The organism is Lysinibacillus sphaericus (assembly GCF_000600105.1).
GTDB classification, from domain to species: domain Bacteria; phylum Bacillota; class Bacilli; order Bacillales_A; family Planococcaceae; genus Lysinibacillus; species Lysinibacillus sphaericus.
Genome location: NZ_CP006837.1, coordinates 270844 through 290602, shown reverse-complemented (window position 1 = coordinate 290602; position 19759 = coordinate 270844). Strand labels below are relative to the sequence as shown.

The following is a 19759-nucleotide window of genomic DNA, read 5'->3' as shown; positions in this document are numbered from 1 at the left end:
TGCTCGTTTATTAAGAAAAATTCTACATCATTCTTGTTTTATAAGTAAAGGAATTAATTGGAATGTTATTTATTCTAAAATCGAATAACTGCATTGTTACTATGTTTCTTCCGATCGTATTGTCTTTAATAATTGCTTTAAAGCATAAGATTGATATGTATTTTTTTTCGTAATAACGCCAAGGCGCCACGGCATATGATAGTTCTGTAACGGTATAATTTTTACATTTTGATTCGTTTGCTTTGCCGCAATAGAATAAGGCAACAGCGTTACACCCAAATTTGAAGACACTAACTCCACGATTAAATCCCATTGTGAGCTTTTGTATCCGATAATCGGCGTAAATCCAGCACTTTTACAGGATTTAATCACATAATCATGCAACGTAAATTCCTCTGTAAAAATAATAAACGATTCATTTTTTAAATCTTGTAATAAAATAGTATCCTGCTGCGCTAAAGGATGCTGTTCATTTATATAGACAAAAAACTGATCTTCCACAAAAGATTGCACAACAAATTTTCGCTCGTCGGTAGGTAAAACGACAATCCCCATATCCACTTCACCATTTTCCACTAAAGTGCCTATTAACTTCGCTCCACGTTCCACTAGCTCTAAATGAACATTTGGATATTGCTGATGAAACTTACGAGCAATTTCTGGGAAAAACAACGTGCCTATCAGTGGTGGAATACCTAATTTTATAGTTCCTGTTTTAATATTTAACAAGTCATCTAGCAATATATGCAAATCATGGACTGAGCGCATAATTTTTTGTCCTTGCTTATATACAATATGTCCTGCATCCGTTAACTCTACATGTCGTGTGGACCGATTCAATAACTCGACGTGAAGATTATCCTCTAATTTTTTTATGCTCTTACTTAATGAGGGCTGGGATACAAAGGACTCACTTGCTGCTTTTGTAAAACTTCCGTATTCCACCACATCCATAAATGCCTTTAAATCACGTAATTCCATTTAATGACCCCTTATTTATTCTTATTTGTTATAAAAAAAGTTCTAAAAGTGTTTATTAGTAATAAATTCTACTCCTTATCTTTTAATCCTTCTTGCAAAACGTAACGGGAATAAATTCAAGAATGATAAGGTTTTCTTATATGTTCCATAATATTTAAATAGCTAATTTCAGAAGAGCTGTTCCAATTCTTTATTTCTATTTTACGTTTCATTTACTGTCTTTCATACCATTTTTATCTTTATTTACAAGCCACCCTATGTAATATTAGGAATAAGGGATGGTAGAAATAAAAGGGGGTTTACTAGATTGAAAACGTTAACAAAACTATCGAATGCTATTATGGAAAAGTATTTGCCTGACCCATACATATTTGTCACTATACTCACAGTACTAGTGTTATTATTAGGGGTCACACTAACAGATTCCTCTCCATTAGATATGGTTACTTACTGGGGAGACGGCTTTTGGGAGTTATTATCCTTTACTATGCAAATGGTCATTGTTTTAGCTGCTGGACATATTTTAGCGAATAGCCCTGTCTTTAAAAAAGGCTTATCAGCAGTCGCTAGTAAAATTAAAACGCCAAGCATGGCAATTATAATTGTGACATTTATTTCATTAATTGCTTGCTGGATTAACTGGGGATTCGGACTAGTCATAGGGGCACTTTTTGCAAAAGAAATTGCACGTCATGTTAAAAAAGTGGACTATCGTTTATTAATTGCCAGTGCTTATTCAGGATTTGTTATTTGGCACGGAGGTTTAGCAGGTTCCGTTCCATTATCAATTGCAACGGAGGGGCATCCTTTTGCAAATATTATGGGTGTAATCCCAACAGACGTTACACTTTTCTCTACATACAACTTATTTATTGTCATTGTCATTGTTCTGACATTGCCATTATTTAACCGTTGGATGATGCCAAAGGAAGAGGATGTCGTAGAAATTGAACCTTCTTTATTAATTGAGGAAAAAATAGAGCTGCCAAAAGCTGAAAATCATTTTGCAAGCCGTTCAGAGCGCAGCTACATTCTAACAATATTAATTGGTCTTATCGGTGTTATTTATTTAATTCAGCATTTTATTACAAAAGGCTTTGTTTTAAATTTAAATGTTGTAAATACGATTTTTATTGTACTGGGAATTATTTTTCATGGTACACCGCAGCGTTTTCTTGCCGCTGCACAAGATGCAATTAAAACAACAACAGGTATAGTATTCCAATTCCCTTTTTACGCCGGTATTATGGGGATGATGACCGCTTCTGGCTTAGCGGCGGTATTTTCTGAATGGTTTGTCAACATTTCAAACGACCATACTTTCTATTTATTCACATTTTTCTCTGCGGGGCTTGTCAACTTTTTTGTACCTTCTGGCGGTGGCCAATGGACGGTTCAAGCACCCATTATGTTAGATGCTGCAACGACTCTAGGTGCGGATTATGCCAAAACGGCTATGGCTATCGCTTGGGGAGATGCTTGGACAAATATGATTCAGCCATTTTGGGCCCTCCCAGCACTCGCAATTGCAGGTTTAAAGGCAAAAGATATTATGGGATTCTGTTTATTTATCCTGATCTTTACAGGAATTATCATTAGTATCGGACTGTACTTCTTCTAGTTACTATTGAATTTTTTAGAACCTCACAAAGAGCGTTAATACCGTTCTTGTGGGGTTTTTTGGTTTAGTTTAAGACCTAAGTAACCATTTTATTTTTTATAATGTCGATATATTAGACTAGTTGAGAGTTTTTTGAGAGTTTCATTTCCTATAATCAAATAAGAAATTTGTCATAATTTATCAAAGATTGGAGATAGCACAGATGTTGAAGCAATTGCTTGAAAATCGTACCGTTAATTTGGATTATATGGGTTTCTCATTTCAGCACCACGTATATGAACTACAAAATTGTGTAGAAGTATTAGGAATTGAAGCGAAGTGGCTACAAGTTGAAAATAATCAAATTGCAGTGGCTTATATGGACGATAATAGTATTTTTATAAAAAGTATGCACTACGGGAAAACAATGATGAAGTTAACAGATGGTATTCATGAAGCAAATGTACATCTATCTGTTTTACCTTCAGGAGAGATAAATGTAGAAGTTAAGCCTTACATAGGAAATGCTAATATTGTATCTGTTTATTTCCGAGCAATTTTAGCAGATACTGCAATTGCCATTGATTTAAAAGGGGCACTCAAAAATTTCCTCATTGCTAATCGGTTTATGAACGATGGGGACAGTATTTTGGAAGTACACTATCAATCCATGCATCCCAATGTCTTAAAAGATTCTTATGCAGGTAATTTTGTATTAGGTTGTCATCCTATGGGAGGTTCCATTACAAATTGTAATGAATATGCTTTGGCTAATCGCATAGCCAATTTAAAATTTACAAAAATCGTTATTTTACAAGATGGCGCCCACAAAATTATTGCCTTAAAAATGTTATTATCTTTCGTCATTAGCAATCGAATTTTCGTTAATAATGAGCTATCAATGGACTCTCATCTGCCGTTGTTTTAATTATGCTTTCGGATGGGCTTAATTGCTTCTTTTAGGATGTTCATTATTACTGTTAAAAAGACAAATAGTCTTCAGCGACGTGTAGCTGTCAATTGCAGCATGTACAGAAAATGATTTGCGTGCAGCCCCTCTCTCTATACAGAGGGAACGTCATTATAGCTACACCTATGTTCTATCAAATTATATAAAAAGGAATTTTTTTGATGCTGATTTTTTTAATACTGTTTTGTGTCGTAATCATAGGAAGCTATTTGATACGGAAAACGCTGCATATTAGAAAGTGCCGAAAGGAAAAGAAAAAGGTTATGGAGGAACGGCTTAAGCACCTTATTTTTACGAACACTAAGCAGCCACAAAAATAATTTTAACGTACTTTGTTATAAGCAAATATTTTTAAATACGAGCTATACTTTTTATTTCATTTCTCATTAGTTTAGTGTTAAACTATCTATTGTTATTTAAATGAAGTTATATTGAATATGATTTATTTTTATCTGTCAATATTCTGTTTATCACTCATTCTAGGAGGAGTTATGTATGAAACGTGTGGAAAATAAAGTAGCGCTTGTTACTGGCGGCGCGTCAGGCATCGGTTTATCCGCAGCAACTTTGTTAGCGAAAGAAGGAGCAAAAGTTGTTATTGCTGATTTTAATATTGAAGGAGCAAAAGAAGTTGCAGCTTCTTTAGTAAAAGAAGGTTATGAAGCATCCGCAGTGTTCTTAGATGCAGGCGATGCGCAATCTATTGAAGATGCAGTAGAGTTTACGGTTGCACAATACGGTACTATTACCGTTCTATTTAATAATGTTGGTTTAACAAACTTACAAAAAGATTTAGATGTTGTAAATATCGATTTAGATGAGTGGGATCGTCTAGTAAATGTAAACTTAAAATCAGTTTTACTAGGTAGCCGCTTCGCTATTCCTCATATGCAAAAAGCTGGTGGTGGTTCTATCATTAACACAGCTTCTATGGGCGCATTTGCAAGTGACCAAATACGTACAGCTTATGGTACGACAAAAGCTGGCGTCGTTCACTTAACTAAATACATTGCCACTCAATACGGTAAAGATAAAATCCGTTGTAATGCGATAGCACCAGGGTTAATTTTAACACCTGCAGCTAAAAACAACTTACCACAGGATTTACTAGATATTTTCACAAAATACAACGCCCTACCATACAATGGTGAAGCTGATGATATCGGCTACGCAGTAGTGTATTTAGCATCTGACGAATCGAAATTTATGACTGGTCAAACACTTCAAATCGAAGGTGGCCATTACATGGCAAATCCAACTATTGCAGATACAAATATTTGGGCTGCAAATCTACAAAAATAATTACCTTTTTAACTGATTGAACTAGCTTAAAATTGCTATTCGTGTTCAAATTTATCGATATTTATATCCTTGTTGTCTCAGGCTGTAGATCCATTCCGAAATCCGGAATTGTCTACAGCCTGTTTTAATTGTTTGAGTGCCTGAAATTGTTTGAGTGCCTGACACCTAACCCTTTTCTAAGGCTAATTTAATGCCGAAGCCAATTAAAACGGTTCCTGTTAGGCCTTCGATTACTGCCTTTGTCATAGGCTTCTTCATAAAAGCACTAATTTTATCTAATAAATAGACATAGAAAACAAACCATAAAGCGGTTAAAGCAGTATAAATAAGCCCCATTAGTAGAAATGGAAAAAATGTACTGTTAGAACCGTCTACAAATTGCGGTAAGAACGTTAAAAAAAAGACTGCTACTTTTGGATTTGTAACATTGGTTAAGAAGCCTTGTTTAAAGCAAGATTGATGCGCATATTTGTTGTCAATTTGCGTTTCTTCATCGACAACGGATGACTGCACGGGCATCTTTTTTAACGTCCATAACGTCTTGGCACCTAAGTAACATAAATACACTGCTCCGACGTATTTTAAAATCGCAAATAGATAGGCTGATTTTACAATTATCGCTGATAGACCAATAACCGCCGCTAATGTATGAATAAATAATCCACAGCAAGAGCCTATAATCGTTTGTAAGCCTCCTCTTTTATTGATTGTTAATGTATTTTTTGTCGCAATAGCTGTATCAGGTCCAGGCAAAATAATTAACAAAATACACATCAGTAAAAACATCGGTATATTTTCCATGCTAACTCCCCCCCATTCGTCTGAAAATTATAAAAATAATTCTATCATACGTAATCTGCTTGAAAAAGGGGCGGACTTCAAAATCGGTTACATTCTAATTAATTGACATATAACCATTAGGTGTTATATATTCATAACACCTAATGGTTATATTTTTAAAATAGAGGAGACTATATGATGTCAGAGCAACTGCAAAATATTGTGAAAACTGTTACGTTCAACGCGCCAATCGAGAAGGTTTGGGACACTGTTACAGATGCTAAAAAACTAGGTTCTTGGTTTATGCCCAATGATTTTAAACCAATAGAAGGGCATGCATTTACACTCCAATCACCCTTTGGCCCATCGCCCTGTAAAGTTGAAAAAGTAGATGCACCACATTTTGTCCGTTTTGCATGGGATACTGATGGGTGGTTTGTTACATTTGAGTTAAAACAATCTGGAGAGCAAACAGTATTTACATTAACTCATGGTGGCTGGAAAGAAGCATCTCATCTAATTCCAAAAGCAAACATGCCTGCTGACGCTGTTCGTCAAAATATGGACAATGGTTGGTCGATGCTTGTTGGCAAAAAATTAAAAGAGACTGTGGAAACTGCATGACGCAGCTTGCAAACAAGGTTGATGTTTTTCAAGCAATTGCTGACCCGACAAGACGTCATGTACTACAACTATTAGCATCAAGCGATAAACCCATTGCACTAATTGCTGACCACTTTACTATTAGTAGAACTGCTGTCGTCAAGCATCTGCACGTTTTAGAACAAGCCGAGCTAGTATCCGCCCAAAAGAAAGGGCGTGAAAAAATTTACACGTTACACACTGATCGGTTAAAAGAGATTGAAGACTGGTTACAATATTTTGACTTGTTTTGGAATAATAAATTGGCGCAGTTGCAACATATTATTGATAACGACGAATAGCGCAAAACTTAAGCCGCTGGGACAAAAGAGAAAAGGTGTTAGATTGATGGCAGTCAATCTAACACCTTTTTTGCTGCGCCATTGTTGTCCGCTTCGGCGGTGCTTTCCGCTCAGCACAGTAAGCCGCAACCCTCGCTAACGCGCAAAAATGCCAACGTCTTACGCTGTGTGCGTTCTGAGCAGGAGTCACCCCTTCGCTACCAACAACTAGTGAACCCTTCTAATTTTTTATTTATTGCAAAAGCAAGAATAGATAAGGTCTCCATATAGCAATACCTTTCCTCTGTTCCTTAAACTTTTTTAGTTAAGTCCCAGCCTCTTACATGTTTTTATCTCATATAAAATAATCCACCATTCACAATTTCAATTTTAATTTTTGCATCATATTGTTCTTCTAATGCTTTTTTTTCAACCTCATAACACTCCGGCTTTTCCTCTACATCTTCATAAAAGTAGTCTAAAACACGCTGGTCTCGTTGCCATCTCTTTTTTGCTTGTTCAGCCCATGTATGGTCATCCTGTTGAATAATTGCATCGATTGCTTTATCCAAGCGCTGAAGTGCACGTTCTGGCTTAATAATATGTTGTACATAAAATGCGTTTTCAGACTGTGTGCTGTCCCAATCGATGCTATCTATTGCTTCATGGAAATTATTATTTATCGTTCCTGTCAGTAAGTTAATACCAAAAGAGTACAGCATTTCTTTCGTTCGATCGCAACAATACGACACTTTATAATTTACGCCAAGCCATGGGGTAAGCAATACTTGCCCTATCTCTGCATCCACTTTTTGAAACATTTGAACAAAGGCTCCAAGCTCTCTTGTTGCTTGAAATATTTGATTGAGCCTAGGTGAGCCAAAATGGACAACTTCCCCGATTACCTTTCCTGACATTGCATTTTGCTCTGTAATAAAGGTAACTTGTGCAGGGTTAGGTTCGCCATTGGTTGCTTCAACATATTGCCAGTAAAAAGGGCGGTTCATAATTCTTTTATCCATAGCAATCGTTAATTGTACTGTTAAATAATGCTCATCCTCAAAGACCATATCACATTCATTTTCTAAGAAAAATTGTCGTAAATAATTATGAACTTGTTGTGGATACATGCCCTCTCCCCTTACAATAATTTCATTCCCGCCAAAAATGAAGTACATCTTGGACATTCAAACTTCATTAGCAACAATGCACTTCTACCAAAGCAAGTTTAGACTGTTTTTTTGAAATTCGTTAAAATGGCATCTAGGTCGCCAACTACCTTTTCAAACACATCAATTTTTGTATGCAGCAATGCTAAAATATCTATTTCAATCGTATCTTCTACTGCAAGATTATAAATATGAACGTCATGTTCTTGACCTAGACGATGCACACGACCTATGCGTTGTTCCAGCTTCATTGGATTCCAAGGCAAATCGTAATTAATTACATGATGGCAAAATTGAAGGTTAATCCCCTCTCCCCCTGCCTCAGTTGCAATCAGCACTTGCGCTTTTTCCTTAAATACGTGTTTCATGTAATCCCGCTTGTTTTTATTGAACTTACCATTAAATAAAACACTCGTAATACCGTGTGAGTGTAAATACCACTGCAAGTAAATTTGCGTTGCACGATACTCTGTAAAAATAATGACTTTATCTTTCGCTTGTTCAATAATCTCAAGCGTTTTTTGGGCCTTCGAGTTGACTTCTAACGCCATAACTTTTGCTAGAATTTCTTCTAACGCTTCACGTTCAGCACTGTTTTCAAGCATTTTAGATAATGTAAGTGCAGTCGCCTCTTTACTGCTGCACATTTCCTTTTGCAACGTAATTAATGAAAAGGAGGCTGTAGATGTTAGCGTACCAAGCAGGTGATACACTTCCATTTCTTCAGGGCTAAAGTGAATTGGCACAATTTGAACACGTCTATTGGTCCACTCAATGCCTGTATCCTCTCTTCGATTTCTTACCATCACTTGATTGACTAATTCTTTTAAATAGTCATCATGCTGTAAATCGTGCTTGCTTGCAGAAAATGCAGACTGGAACGTTTCATAATTACCAAGATGACCTGGTTTTAGTAGCGAAATAAGATAATAAAGTTCAAAAACATCATTTTGAATAGGAGTTGCCGTTAGTAATAAGCAAAACTTCTTCTTTAATCCTTGTACGAAATCGTATATTTGGGTTTTATGATTTTTTAATTTATGCGCCTCGTCAATAATAATCATGTCATAATCTTGCGCATAAATAAGTTCTTTATGTGGGCTTTTTTTGGCGGTATCCATGCTCATAATAACAATATCGTAACGCTCAATTGGGCAATTTTTTTTATACGCCATTGCGGGAATGTGGAATTTTTGATTCAATTCTTCTATCCATTGGTTAATCAGAGATGCTGGTGCTAAAATTAAAGCCTTTTTTACAAGCCCTCGTATCAAATATTCCTTTAAAATAAGACCTGCTTCAATCGTTTTACCAAGTCCCACCTCGTCTGCTAATATCGCTTTCCCATTCATACGTTCAATAACGGTTTGCGCTGCTTCTAATTGATGGGCAAGTGGTGTTAGTTTGGGCAAAAATTTAGGTGCTTGTAAACCAGTAAATTCCGGAATTAAATTCATTTTCACAATTTCATAGTTCATTTTGTACAAAGTCCAACTATGCCATTTTTCAGCATTATTTAGCCTATTTAAAAAGCCTTCTTGCCAATCGGACGACCTCTCCACTATCATGATCATCACCTCATGCTATTATTTCTAAATTAGGTTGTCCAAAAAAGAAAAAGCTATGACCATTATTTATAGGAATATCTCAGTAAGTAAGACAATCTTTTAATCGAATAAAACCAACCCTATTTTCTAGTCTTCGTAAAAAATACATATTTCCTTTGATTTTTAGTTCTATTTTTAAATTTTTCAAAATAAATTTACATTTATAGGATTATTTAATATTCTTTAGTAGAAATAAGCACACAACTTTTCACTAGATTTTAGTAATTGCTTTGAAAGACGGAAATTTTTGCTAGAATAACAAAAATACAAATGTTGAGGAGAGGGTTCCATGTCAACTAATAGTCTTTATCAAAAAAATTATTTTAATCGTTTAGGTGAATTCGCCAACCTTTCACCTGAATCTTTTCATGCCTTTGTTAAATTCGATACACTCGCTTTAAAGGAAGGGAAATTATCAGCTAAATTAAAAGAGTTAATCGCCATTGCTGTGGCTCATACGACAGGTTGTCCCTATTGCATTGAATTGCATATTACACAGGCTAAACAAAAAAATGCTTCAAAAGAAGAGGCTAGTGAAGCTATTATGATTGCTACCGCACTCAAGGCGGGTTCTGCTCTAGCCCACGGGGTCAATGCCTTAAACGCCTATGATGGCAATACGGATGAGGAACTATATAAAGAACAGTATTTTTTACGAATTAAAGAATTTTCTACTCTACATTCTAGCGCCTTTAACGCTTTTATTGACTTTGATACAAAAACAATGAAGGACGGGCTATTAACAGGATATGAAAAAGAACTCATTGCTATTGCTGTTGCCCATACTACAGGCTGCCCTTATTGCATTTCTCTACATGTCCAAGCAGCAAAAAAATTAGGCGTTTCCAAAGAGGAAATTGCTGAGTCTATTATGGTTGCTACTGCATTAAAGGCGGGTTCTGCCTTAGCCCATGGTGTCAATGCCTTAAACGCCTACGATCAAGTAGCCCTTCTTACGTAAAATATTTAGACTGTTTGTTAAAAGAGCAAGAGTGTTAGATTGACCGCAATCAATCTAACACTTTTTTTGCGGTAATCGTTATTATTCGCTAAGGTAACTCGCTTATAAATTCAATGTTTTTTATTAAATGTACGCTTTAAATACTTTTTGTTACACTATTGGAAAAAGAGGTTACTATGAAAAGAAAAAAAATCTTTATTCTACATGAAATTTACGGTGTAAATGATTTTATAAAAGATCAAGGACAAACATATAGTGATTCAAATACAAACGTAGAAAGTATTTCTCTGTATTCCAACGGCAAAGTATTTTCATATAGTCAGGAAAAGGAAGCTTATCAATATTTCACGCAAGAAATCGGCTTTGATCGCCCACTTGAACGACTAACACTTCTTCTATTGGAAGCAAAAGTACAATATGATGAAGTGGTTTTAATCGGATTTAGCGTCGGTGCAACATTGGCATGGAGACTCTCTAACTTACCAATTCATCGTATTATTTGTATTTACAGCTCAAGAATACGTCAATACTTAGACGTCCATCCTACATGTCCAACATTGGTCATTTTACCTAGTCATGAAAAAAGCTTTGATGTAAATGAATTGAAAAAGGCAATAGAGCGATTGCCGTTTGTACAAACTGCTCAATTAAGTGGGAAGCATGGCTTTATGGACTACAACAATTCAAACTATTGCAACAATAGTTATTTACAGGCGCAATCTGTCATTCATTATTTCTTACATAAGGAACAGCTATAAGGAGTGCTTAGCATGAACCAAAATAAATATATTGAAATCGAACCTTTTATTGAATCAGGAAATATTATTTATCCAAGCTTTCAATTTCCACTGCAACCAGACTGTATTATTGGCATTTATACTGACGTTGCTAAAATCAAGCCATTAATGGAATGGTTTTTAAAACAACCTAATTGTTATACTTGTTTGCGAGAAAGTGCTTTATATGAGCGCCTGACAGTGATGGAGTATATTCAATTTTGTTTGAAGCTTTATACAATTCCCTTGCACAATAAAGACGAAATTTTAAAGCTTTTAACACTTACCGAACACAAAAACAAAAAAATCAATAAACTTCAAAACGGTGAAAAGCAACGTTTAAAACTGCTTCATACATATCTTAATTCAGCACAAATTCAAGTAATCGAGGAACCATTTCAAAATCTAGATGAATTTTCCAAGCATAGCGTACAACAATTACTTGCCGCTCTACAAAAAAAAGAAAAAACCGTTATTTTACTTTCAAATAATTTGGAAGACTTGATTATTTCGAGTGGCGAAATATATAGATTAGATGCATTAGGTTTACATGCATTGGATGTAAAAGAGGATGAAATTGAAACAGTTTCCACACCAATCGACAATGCACCTATCCGCTTTGATAAAATCCCAACAAAGAAAAATGACAAAATCATTTTATTTAACCCACCAGAAATAGATTATATTGAAAGTGTGGAAGGCGTTGTAAGCGTATATGTTGCAAATGAAGCCTATCCTTGCACACTATCTCTTAATGACTTAGAACAGAAATTGACACCATTCGGCTTTTTTAGAAGTCATCGTTCTTATATCGTTAACCTCCAAAAGGTGCGTGAAATCATTACTTGGACCCGCAATAGCTACAGTCTTGCGTTAAATAGCAATGAAAAAACGGTTGTCCCTTTGTCGAAAAATAAACTTGCGGATTTAAAAGAAATACTCGGAATATAGTAGATTTCCCAGGAAATAAACGACTCCTGTCAGCTTAATATTTCTCCCTTGAAGGTCATTTTTCCGCCTTTCACCTGTAATTTAATGTCTACTTCTCCATCACACTGTAAAGTTAGGTTAACAACAACCACAGGAGGTTTACACATGGAGACAGTTATTGATGTACAACATTTAAATAAGGTGTTTAATAGGGAAACTGCCTTACAGGATGTTTCTTTCACGATTAAAAAGGGTGAAATATTCGGTTTTCTTGGCCCAAGTGGCTCGGGCAAAACGACGACTATTAAAATTTTAACTGCACAAACAGAAAAAACTGCAGGTGACGTTTCATTATTTAATCGCCCTGTTAGTGAAATGAAGAGCAGTCAAAATCGTCAACGCTTTGGCATTTTAACTGATAATAGTGGACTGTATACGAGACTTTCAATCGAGGAGAATTTATTACTCTATAGTAGTTTATATCAATTGCCAACTTCAGCAGTAAAAGATGCATTAGATTTTGTGAACCTTTATGCAGAACGTAAAAAGAAAATAAGTCAACTTTCTAAAGGGATGATACAGCGTGTGACATTAGCTCGTGCTATTATGCACAAGCCTGAATTATTATTTTTAGATGAGCCAACTTCAGCACTTGACCCTGTCAATACGCAACATATTTACAATGGTTTACGCAAGCTAAATGAGCTCGGGACAACAATCTTTTTAACAACACATGATATGAGTGAAGCAGAAATACTTTGTGATCGAGTTGCCTTTTTACATCAAGGTAAAATACGTGCGATTGGTTCACCAAAGCAATTAAAAAAAGAATTTGGAGATGAAACCATTACAGTCGAATTAACAAATGGTCACTACGAAACGATTCAACATGGCGAACAGGATGCACAAAAACTATATGATTGGATGCAATCGAATGCAGTTGCACGTCTATACACAAACGAGCCAACTTTAGGAGATATTTTTATGCAAATAACAGGGAGTGATTTAATATGAACATGTCATTTACACGTATTAGAGCAATTTTTATGAAAGACTACAAGGAATTCTCACGAAATTATGCAGTATCTGTTATGGTTTTTTTACCCCTTATATTAGCGTTTGCTTACAACAAGATTGGCACGAGCAGTATTGATGCATACTTTTTACCAATCAACTTAGTATTCGCAGTTGTAACTGCCTATGTACAATGTTGTTTAATAGCTGAAGAAAAAGAAAAAAATACGCTTCGAAATTTAATGCTATCCCCTGCTTCACTGGAAGATATTTTAATAGGAAAAAGCTTGTTCGTCTTTATAGTTACCGTTGTTGTAGTTAGTTTGGCCATTTTCCTTGTTGGTTATGAGCCTGCCAATCTTTTAATCCTAGCAATTGCCCTATTGCTCTCTACCGTATTCTATATTGCTTTAGGAACATTATGTGGATTATTTGCCAAAACGATTATGGAAGCATCCATCATCGTGATGCCCGTGATGCTTATTTTCTCCTTCGGACCGTTTGCCCTATCACTGGCTTCTGCCTACCCAATTTTAGAATTGGCGAAATGGCTACCAAGCTCACAGCTAGTGCTATTAGCAGAAGCTTTAGAAGGTCCCTACACAATGATGGATTGTATTATTCCAATCGTTACGATTACCGTTTGGTCGTTGTTAACATGGGGAATCACAGGATTTATTTATAAAAAATTAAATTAGGTAGATTAAGTGCCAGGCACCCAAACAATTTCACTTACTTAAAGTAATTGTTGTTCAAGTTGTTCGATTTCTTGTAATGTATCTGCATACCAAATACCAATAAATCGCGATGCTACTTTATTTTCAAAATAATCCCCATCATAAAAGGATAGTGGCACTAGAACACCTTGTTTAATACATTGCTCGATCGTTTGAAAAAATGATGCATTCTCCTCTACACCTTTTGATGCGTAGGAAGCAAATTTATTAACCGGTTTGCCTAACGCTTCATGAAACATAAGCATAGATGTCGAGCCGTTTTGACGGAAGTTTAAATCAATCGCTTGCACATCTCCTGCTTCTGTTACGATTAAATCAAATCCCGCAACACCCACAAAGCCTTCTGCTACTCCACGCTCCATTATATGGCGTCCTACTTCAATCACTTTTTCTGGTACTTTCTCTACAATAACATTTCCTTCATAAATGCCATTGTCATCTGTCATTTGTTTAGAAGCACCCAAATATTGTATACCAAGCGCTTCTGAATAGACGAACTGGCAACTATAATTATCCTTTGCTTGCAATAACTCTTCAATAATAATACTTTCTGTCCCATTCATTCGGAATTGACGTAAACCTTCTGTGAGCTCATCCTGATTCTGGCAAATAATAACACCGTATCCACCAGAAGTGGGCGAATCATCTCCAGGCTTAAGTACAACAGGTGGCTTCCAATTTTTCATTGCATCCGATAATTTATACAGCTCAATGTTTAATCGGCTTGGCACGTATTTACTGTCAATTAAATGATCAATGTAAGCTTTCGTATTAAGCTCATTAAATTTTGCTGCATCCATCCAATAACAATTTCGATTCATATCTTCTGCATCATGTAAATACTGACAAACAATCGTTTTTCCTTCCGCACACCATGCATCCAATTGTGCTAAATATTCTTCTTGCGTTTCATACGTATACGGTTGCTCTATCCAAGCTAAACCAGCTACTTCGTGTAGCTTTTTAGCTTTTGCTGTTTGTGTTGCACGGTGCACTAAAACAGGAATATCTGCAATAGCTACTTCCCTTGAGGTTAATGCATCTAGTTTATGACAATCATCCATCATCCATGGATTATCGCTATATGGTGTACGAGGTGTATAAACAGCATTGTCACCATATATTTGTCGCAATGTTAATTTTGGCTTCAACATACTAGTCCCCCACTTTTCAAAAATAGATTTTAAATAATCTACCCTTGAATAACTGAAACCACACTTTTTTTGACAAAAACTAGATTATTAGACTACTAATCATCCATTTTTTTACTGATTTTTAATAAGTAAGAGGAAGAGTTAATGTATTTTGAAGTTACTCCATTTCTAACAATATTTCTAAGTGTGCCTTTACTTTTGGCCATTCTTGTAATGTAATACTATACATCACTGTGTGCCGCGTTGAGCCATCTTTACGAATCATATGATTGCGTAGAACCCCCTCTTTTGTAGCTCCTATACGTTCGATTGCCTTTTGTGAACGTAAATTGTCATGATCTGTTTTAATTTGAACTCGTTGTAGACCAAGTACTTCAAAACAATAGGTAAGCAATAAATATTTACAATTCGTATTGACCGCAGTACGCCAAAATGAAGGAGTAAGCCAAGTAGTCCCTATTTCTAACCGTTGATGCTTGCTATCAATATCCATAAAACGAGTTGAGCCGATAATTTGTCCTGATAACTTATCCACAATGACAAATGGATACTCCTTCATGAGGTTTTTGTTAGACAATGCATTTTCCACAAAGTTATGCACATCACTTTCATCCTCAATCGTTGTGGACATATACGACCAAATCTCTGGATAACTGCCTGCAGCCAATAGCGCTGGACTATCCTCTCTCACTAAAGGTCTTAATAATACAACGTTATTTTCTACCATGTTAAATTTCATTGTCCTTCACTCCTTTTTTCATTATTAAACAGGATTTTTGATATGATGAATATAACCAATTTTCAAAATTCCAACCATACCAAGGAGCTGTGAAATGAAATGGAACTAGCTATCTCCTTTATCGGAAATAAGCCTAAATATGCACAGATTTATGAAAACATTAAACATGCTATTCTTTCGAAAAAGCTTCTAGCCCATGAGCAATTGCCTTCCAAACGAATGCTTGCAACAACATTACATGTTAGCGTTCATACAATAAAAGAAGCCTATGAGCAACTGCTTGCAGAAGGTTATATTTATAGTAAAGAACGCTCAGGCTACTACATTGCGCAATTGGAGTTTGAATGGCTCCAACCATTACAAACAGAAAAACCCGCTTCATTGCCTATGACCGAACAATCAGTAACCTATGATTTTAGTAATGGTCATGTGGATAAAGACACGTTCCCCTTCTCCATTTTCCATAAGTTAATGAAACAGCATTTTACTATTAACAGTTTATCAACAAGCCCATGGCAGGGAGAAGCAGCTTTACGACAGGAAATTGCCAAGTATGTTGGACGCTCCAGAGGTATTCATTGCGATCCATCACAAGTATTTGTCTATAGTGGTACACAAAGCCAACTGCAAGCATTATGTCATTACTTTGGTCCACAAACGCATGTTGGCTTAGAGGAACCTGGGTTTAAACGTGTGAGGGCTACGCTACAGCAATGTGGTTTACCCATCTATCCGATTACTGTGGATAACTTAGGCGTAACGGTACCCCAAAAGGCTATTCACATGTTATACACAACGCCAGCTCATCAGTTTCCACTGGGGATGGTTATGTCGGCTGAACGACGTGTAGCACTATTACAATGGGCGAACTTAAACGAGGCATTTATTATAGAGGATGATTATGATGGAGAATTTCGTTATAAAGGGCTTCCGATTCCTTCCCTAGCAAATATGGATCAACTACAGCGGGTCATTTATTTTGGGACATTTTCAAAAACATTACTGCCGTCTCTCCGGATTAGTTATATGATTTTGCCTCAATCACTCATTGCATCATTTTCTAGTTTTTATCAAGAACAAAAGTCCGTTGTGTCAAAAGTAGACCAGCTTGTACTAGCTGATTTTCTTGGACAAGGGCTATTTGACAAACATTTAGCTAAAATGCGTACGATTTATCGAAAAAAACAGCAAACGCTACTAGCAGCTATTGCTAATCATTTCTCCAATGAATTTAAAGTTATAGGCGAACACGCTGGTCTACATATTATTGTGAAACTACCAAAAAGATTATCGGAACAAGATGCTCTTCATCTTGCTCATACAGTAGGCATTAATGTTTATCCTTGTTCGACTTCATTTCAATCCCCTCCTGAACATGCGATGATAATTATTGGCTATGGAGGATTGTCACTAGAACAAATTGAAGAAGGTATTTCCTTACTTGCTTCTGTATGGCATGCCTCTTAATCATTATTCATTAATGTTTATGCATGTACTTGAAACTTTTTAAACTAAATAACGTATTCTAACTAAATGCATTCATAAGGGGAGTAGATAAATGGAGAATCGAGAGCAATTAATCAACTATTTACAAGAAATTGAAGCGTGGGAGAAAGACCAAAAAGGACTATGGTTTTGGGAGAGATTAGGGCGCATTCCATTTAAAATTTTAGATAAGATGACCCCTGCCTTTATTCAACAAAAACTAGCTTTACTTGTCGATGAGCTAGGAAGTTATATTCAATCTGGTGGAAAATATTTAATTAATGAACAAATGATGATTCAAAAAATCCGTAATCAGTCTTCGAATCCTAATATATTTGCAATCTCTGATATCGGGAATATTCCTTTAGAGGAGATGATTGCTCTTAGTGACAAGCTTCAAAAAGAACGCGTGAAATTAGCAACAGTACAAGGTGCTTCGACTGGTTTTGGTGGTATTTTCACATTGGCGATTGATATTCCTTTTATATTAGGAATGGCTTTAAAAACGTTGCAAGAAATAGCCATTATTCATGGCTACGATCCGAATGATAAAATGGAACGTATTTTCATTGTAAAATGTCTACAATTTACGTCAGCGGATATTGTGGGTAAAGAAGCTATTTTAGAAGAGCTGTCCTCCATGCACGACAACAAAAACGCATCAGAAACGATGATTTCACAGCTTCAAGGTTGGCAGGAAGTATTTTTCACGTACCGCGATCAAATGGGCTGGAAAAAACTCTTCCAAATGGTACCGATTGCAGGCATGATTTTCGGAGCATACGCTAATAAAGGCATGATGCAGGATGTTGCGGAGACAGGCATCATGCTATATCGAAAAAGAAGAATATACGAAAAACTAAATTAGTGCCAGTTAAATGGGTGCCAGTCACCCAAACAATTCTTACACAATTTTAATTAGGATTTTTCCTTGATGTTGACGGCTCTCCATAAAGGTATGTGCCTTTTCCATATCCTCTAAAGCAAACTCTGCTGCTATAGGCACTTGGAAACTTTCATTCTGTAATAATGAAAATATTTCTGGAGCTACTTGTTGCAATAATTCCGGCTTTAAAGCACGCGTCGTTCCTAAGCTAAAGCCTTTTACATTGCGGCAACTACTATGTAAGTCAGCTGTTTTTATTTGACCCACCTGACCGCTACTGTTACCAAATTGCACAAGAGTACCATATGGAGCTAAGCAACGGAAACTTTCTTCGGTAATGGCTCCTGCAATCGAATCAAAGACAACATCGACACCAAGACCATCCGTATAGTCATTCACTTTGGCACTAAAGTTTTCATATGTCAGAACATGATGTGCACCTAGCTCATAGGCAATGGCAGCTTTTTCTTTAGTGCTAACAGTACCTATTATTTTCTTCACTCCACGCCTTTTTGCCATTTGAATAAGCATCGTTCCGACTCCACCTGATGCAGCATGAATTAAAATACTATCGTCTGTACCTAGTTGTGTAATTTGATGTGTTAACATATAAGATAAAAATAAAACAGTCGGTATAGCAGCTACCTTTTTAAGAGGTACGTCATTTGGAATGCGAAACACTAGCTGTTCATTTGCGACGACATATTGCGCATATGCACCATTTTTTGGAAAAGCAATCACTTGGTCTCCCTTTTGAAAACCACTGCTATCATCAAAAACCTCTTCTATAACACCCGCAACATCTAATCCAAGAATCATTGGAAAATTCGCTTTCGCTTTATTGCCCGTTCTATTTTTGATATCCGCAAAATTAACACTTGTATAGGACGCCCGTATTAGCACTTCCCCTTTGGAAATCGCTGGTTTTGGACAATCCACAAAAGTTAATACGGAGGGTGGTCCAAAAGCATTTATTGTAACAGCCTTCATCATTTTCCCCCTTCCTGTTATAGTAAAATTATAACTTACTTTACATAAAAGAGTTACCATTTTTCAAACCGATAGGAGGAATGATGATGAAGGCTAGAAAAGATATTTATAACGGTTCTGCTTACAATTTTTTTAATATGAATAGTGACAAAATTTGTTTTATGTTCTGTGGTACAGGCTACAACTATGACAAACCCTTACTACATTACGCTACTTCTTTGATGCTTGACTTCGGTTATGATATTGTCCAAGTATGTTATACATTTGAGCAACAGTTGTTCAACAAGCCGCCAAACGTTATTTCTGAAAAAGTTTTTAACACTGTGGATTCTATTGTGACCTATTATTTACAAACAAAAGCTTACAAAGAAGTTGTTTACATTGGAAAATCGCTAGGAACCATGCCAATTATTGATTTTTATATGCAACAGGAGACCGTTTTACCTTCTCGTTATATACTATTTACACCACTGCTAGCCTTGGAACATACTATGCAAAATTTAATCCATCGACATTCCTTTTTAGCTATAGGAACAGCTGACCCTCACTTCACAGCGGAAAGACTAAATCGACTAACTTCTCATCAGCTTACTATTGTAGAAGATGCAAACCATTCACTTGAAATAGCAAACAATACAATAGAGTCGATTAATACCTGTCACACTATACTAAACGAGCTCAACATTTTTCTTCAAAACGGTAGTTCTTTCTAAAGAACACCAGATGCGTAAAAAGCCTAAGAGGTCGTGAATAAA

20 protein-coding genes are annotated in these 19759 nt (G+C 36.0%); 13 read left to right on the top strand and 7 right to left on the bottom strand.

The window, feature by feature from the left end:
* Positions 1-99: 99 nt before the first annotated feature.
* Positions 100-981 (bottom strand): LysR family transcriptional regulator, encoded by an 882-nt coding sequence (locus tag T479_RS01330; protein WP_025218418.1) that lies wholly within the window; start codon positions 979-981, stop codon positions 100-102.
* Positions 982-1288: 307 nt separating this feature from the next.
* Here T479_RS01330 and T479_RS01325 point away from each other — a divergent pair, with 307 nt between their 5' ends.
* From T479_RS01325 to T479_RS01315, 3 genes are all read left to right on the top strand, one after another.
* Positions 1289-2602: a short-chain fatty acid transporter gene (locus tag T479_RS01325; RefSeq protein WP_024360883.1), complete on the top strand. Its 1314-nt coding sequence runs from the start codon at positions 1289-1291 to the stop codon at positions 2600-2602.
* Between the two features lie 202 nt (positions 2603-2804).
* Positions 2805-3509, top strand: a complete 705-nt coding sequence (locus T479_RS01320) for a hypothetical protein (RefSeq protein ID WP_024360882.1) — start codon at positions 2805-2807, stop codon at positions 3507-3509.
* A gap of 537 nt (positions 3510-4046) precedes the next feature.
* Positions 4047-4853 (top strand): SDR family NAD(P)-dependent oxidoreductase, encoded by an 807-nt coding sequence (locus T479_RS01315; protein ID WP_024360881.1) that lies wholly within the window; start codon positions 4047-4049, stop codon positions 4851-4853.
* 165 nt (positions 4854-5018) lie between these two features.
* Here T479_RS01315 and T479_RS01310 read toward each other — a convergent pair whose 3' ends face one another.
* A complete protein-coding gene (locus tag T479_RS01310) occupies positions 5019-5654 on the bottom strand; it encodes a LysE family translocator (RefSeq protein ID WP_024360880.1) in 636 nt (211 codons plus the stop codon).
* Between the two features lie 177 nt (positions 5655-5831).
* On the opposite strand from T479_RS01310, the gene T479_RS01305 reads away from it, so the two are divergent.
* Positions 5832-6257: an SRPBCC family protein gene (locus tag T479_RS01305; protein WP_024360879.1), complete on the top strand. Its 426-nt coding sequence runs from the start codon at positions 5832-5834 to the stop codon at positions 6255-6257.
* Entirely contained in the window at positions 6254-6577 is a 324-nt protein-coding gene (locus T479_RS01300; RefSeq protein ID WP_024360878.1) for an ArsR/SmtB family transcription factor, read from the top strand. Before T479_RS01305 ends, T479_RS01300 begins: the two co-directional genes overlap by 4 nt.
* Before the next feature lie 329 nt (positions 6578-6906).
* Here T479_RS01300 and T479_RS01295 read toward each other — a convergent pair whose 3' ends face one another.
* Both T479_RS01295 and T479_RS01290 read right to left on the bottom strand, forming a co-directional pair.
* Positions 6907-7686, bottom strand: coding sequence for a YqhG family protein (locus tag T479_RS01295; RefSeq protein ID WP_025218417.1), 780 nt, complete (start codon positions 7684-7686; stop codon positions 6907-6909).
* Between the two features lie 98 nt (positions 7687-7784).
* Positions 7785-9299 (bottom strand): DEAD/DEAH box helicase, encoded by a 1515-nt coding sequence (locus tag T479_RS01290; RefSeq protein ID WP_029747050.1) that lies wholly within the window; start codon positions 9297-9299, stop codon positions 7785-7787.
* 322 nt (positions 9300-9621) lie between these two features.
* On the opposite strand from T479_RS01290, the gene T479_RS01285 reads away from it, so the two are divergent.
* The 5 genes from T479_RS01285 (at position 9622) to T479_RS01265 (ending at position 13711) form a co-directional block, all read left to right on the top strand.
* On the top strand, positions 9622-10293 hold the full coding sequence (locus T479_RS01285) for a carboxymuconolactone decarboxylase family protein (RefSeq protein WP_024360875.1): 672 nt from the start codon (positions 9622-9624) through the stop codon (positions 10291-10293).
* A gap of 176 nt (positions 10294-10469) precedes the next feature.
* A complete protein-coding gene (locus tag T479_RS01280) occupies positions 10470-11051 on the top strand; it encodes a dienelactone hydrolase family protein (RefSeq protein ID WP_025218416.1) in 582 nt (193 codons plus the stop codon).
* A gap of 12 nt (positions 11052-11063) precedes the next feature.
* Positions 11064-12020 carry a LytTR family transcriptional regulator DNA-binding domain-containing protein gene (locus tag T479_RS01275; RefSeq protein ID WP_025218415.1) on the top strand — a complete coding sequence of 319 codons (957 nt, stop codon included), beginning with the start codon at positions 11064-11066 and terminating at the stop codon, positions 12018-12020.
* A 144-nt stretch (positions 12021-12164) separates the two neighbouring features.
* Complete coding sequence (locus tag T479_RS01270) at positions 12165-13013, top strand: ABC transporter ATP-binding protein (protein WP_025218414.1); 849 nt, start codon at positions 12165-12167, stop codon at positions 13011-13013.
* Complete coding sequence (locus T479_RS01265; RefSeq protein ID WP_038509355.1) at positions 13010-13711, top strand: ABC transporter permease; 702 nt, start codon at positions 13010-13012, stop codon at positions 13709-13711. Before T479_RS01270 ends, T479_RS01265 begins: the two co-directional genes overlap by 4 nt.
* Before the next feature lie 38 nt (positions 13712-13749).
* Here the strand turns inward: T479_RS01265 and ldmS are convergent, their stop codons facing one another.
* Positions 13750-14904 (bottom strand): L-aspartate--L-methionine ligase LdmS, encoded by a 1155-nt coding sequence (ldmS, locus tag T479_RS01260; RefSeq protein ID WP_038509352.1) that lies wholly within the window; start codon positions 14902-14904, stop codon positions 13750-13752.
* 157 nt (positions 14905-15061) lie between these two features.
* Positions 15062-15643, bottom strand: coding sequence for a GNAT family N-acetyltransferase (locus T479_RS01255; protein ID WP_025218412.1), 582 nt, complete (start codon positions 15641-15643; stop codon positions 15062-15064).
* Between the two features lie 99 nt (positions 15644-15742).
* Between T479_RS01255 and pdxR the strand changes: the two genes are divergently transcribed.
* Positions 15743-17110, top strand: a complete 1368-nt coding sequence (gene pdxR / locus T479_RS01250) for a MocR-like pyridoxine biosynthesis transcription factor PdxR (RefSeq protein ID WP_025218411.1) — start codon at positions 15743-15745, stop codon at positions 17108-17110.
* A gap of 91 nt (positions 17111-17201) precedes the next feature.
* Positions 17202-17996, top strand: coding sequence for an EcsC family protein (locus T479_RS01245; RefSeq protein ID WP_029747048.1), 795 nt, complete (start codon positions 17202-17204; stop codon positions 17994-17996).
* A 36-nt stretch (positions 17997-18032) separates the two neighbouring features.
* On the opposite strand, the gene T479_RS01240 is transcribed toward T479_RS01245, so the two are convergent.
* Entirely contained in the window at positions 18033-19007 is a 975-nt protein-coding gene (locus tag T479_RS01240) for a quinone oxidoreductase family protein (RefSeq protein ID WP_227665396.1), read from the bottom strand.
* 83 nt (positions 19008-19090) lie between these two features.
* Here T479_RS01240 and T479_RS01235 point away from each other — a divergent pair, with 83 nt between their 5' ends.
* Positions 19091-19717, top strand: a complete 627-nt coding sequence (locus T479_RS01235; RefSeq protein WP_227665395.1) for a hypothetical protein — start codon at positions 19091-19093, stop codon at positions 19715-19717.
* The last annotated feature ends 42 nt before the right edge of the window (positions 19718-19759 follow it).

Coding starts and splice junctions, on each gene's coding strand:
- T479_RS01330 (WP_025218418.1), bottom strand. CDS start 981: ATGGAATTACGTGATTTAAAGGCATTTATGGATGTGGTGGAATACGGA.
- T479_RS01320 (WP_024360882.1), top strand. CDS start 2,805: ATGTTGAAGCAATTGCTTGAAAATCGTACCGTTAATTTGGATTATATG.
- T479_RS01315 (WP_024360881.1), top strand. CDS start 4,047: ATGAAACGTGTGGAAAATAAAGTAGCGCTTGTTACTGGCGGCGCGTCA.
- T479_RS01310 (WP_024360880.1), bottom strand. CDS start 5,654: ATGGAAAATATACCGATGTTTTTACTGATGTGTATTTTGTTAATTATT.
- T479_RS01305 (WP_024360879.1), top strand. CDS start 5,832: ATGTCAGAGCAACTGCAAAATATTGTGAAAACTGTTACGTTCAACGCG.
- T479_RS01300 (WP_024360878.1), top strand. CDS start 6,254: ATGACGCAGCTTGCAAACAAGGTTGATGTTTTTCAAGCAATTGCTGAC.
- T479_RS01295 (WP_025218417.1), bottom strand. CDS start 7,686: ATGTATCCACAACAAGTTCATAATTATTTACGACAATTTTTCTTAGAA.
- T479_RS01290 (WP_029747050.1), bottom strand. CDS start 9,299: ATGATCATGATAGTGGAGAGGTCGTCCGATTGGCAAGAAGGCTTTTTA.
- T479_RS01285 (WP_024360875.1), top strand. CDS start 9,622: ATGTCAACTAATAGTCTTTATCAAAAAAATTATTTTAATCGTTTAGGT.
- T479_RS01280 (WP_025218416.1), top strand. CDS start 10,470: ATGAAAAGAAAAAAAATCTTTATTCTACATGAAATTTACGGTGTAAAT.
- T479_RS01275 (WP_025218415.1), top strand. CDS start 11,064: ATGAACCAAAATAAATATATTGAAATCGAACCTTTTATTGAATCAGGA.
- T479_RS01270 (WP_025218414.1), top strand. CDS start 12,165: ATGGAGACAGTTATTGATGTACAACATTTAAATAAGGTGTTTAATAGG.
- T479_RS01265 (WP_038509355.1), top strand. CDS start 13,010: ATGAACATGTCATTTACACGTATTAGAGCAATTTTTATGAAAGACTAC.
- ldmS (WP_038509352.1), bottom strand. CDS start 14,904: ATGTTGAAGCCAAAATTAACATTGCGACAAATATATGGTGACAATGCT.
- T479_RS01255 (WP_025218412.1), bottom strand. CDS start 15,643: ATGAAATTTAACATGGTAGAAAATAACGTTGTATTATTAAGACCTTTA.
- pdxR (WP_025218411.1), top strand. CDS start 15,743: ATGGAACTAGCTATCTCCTTTATCGGAAATAAGCCTAAATATGCACAG.
- T479_RS01245 (WP_029747048.1), top strand. CDS start 17,202: ATGGAGAATCGAGAGCAATTAATCAACTATTTACAAGAAATTGAAGCG.
- T479_RS01240 (WP_227665396.1), bottom strand. CDS start 19,007: ATGATGAAGGCTGTTACAATAAATGCTTTTGGACCACCCTCCGTATTA.
- T479_RS01235 (WP_227665395.1), top strand. CDS start 19,091: ATGAAGGCTAGAAAAGATATTTATAACGGTTCTGCTTACAATTTTTTT.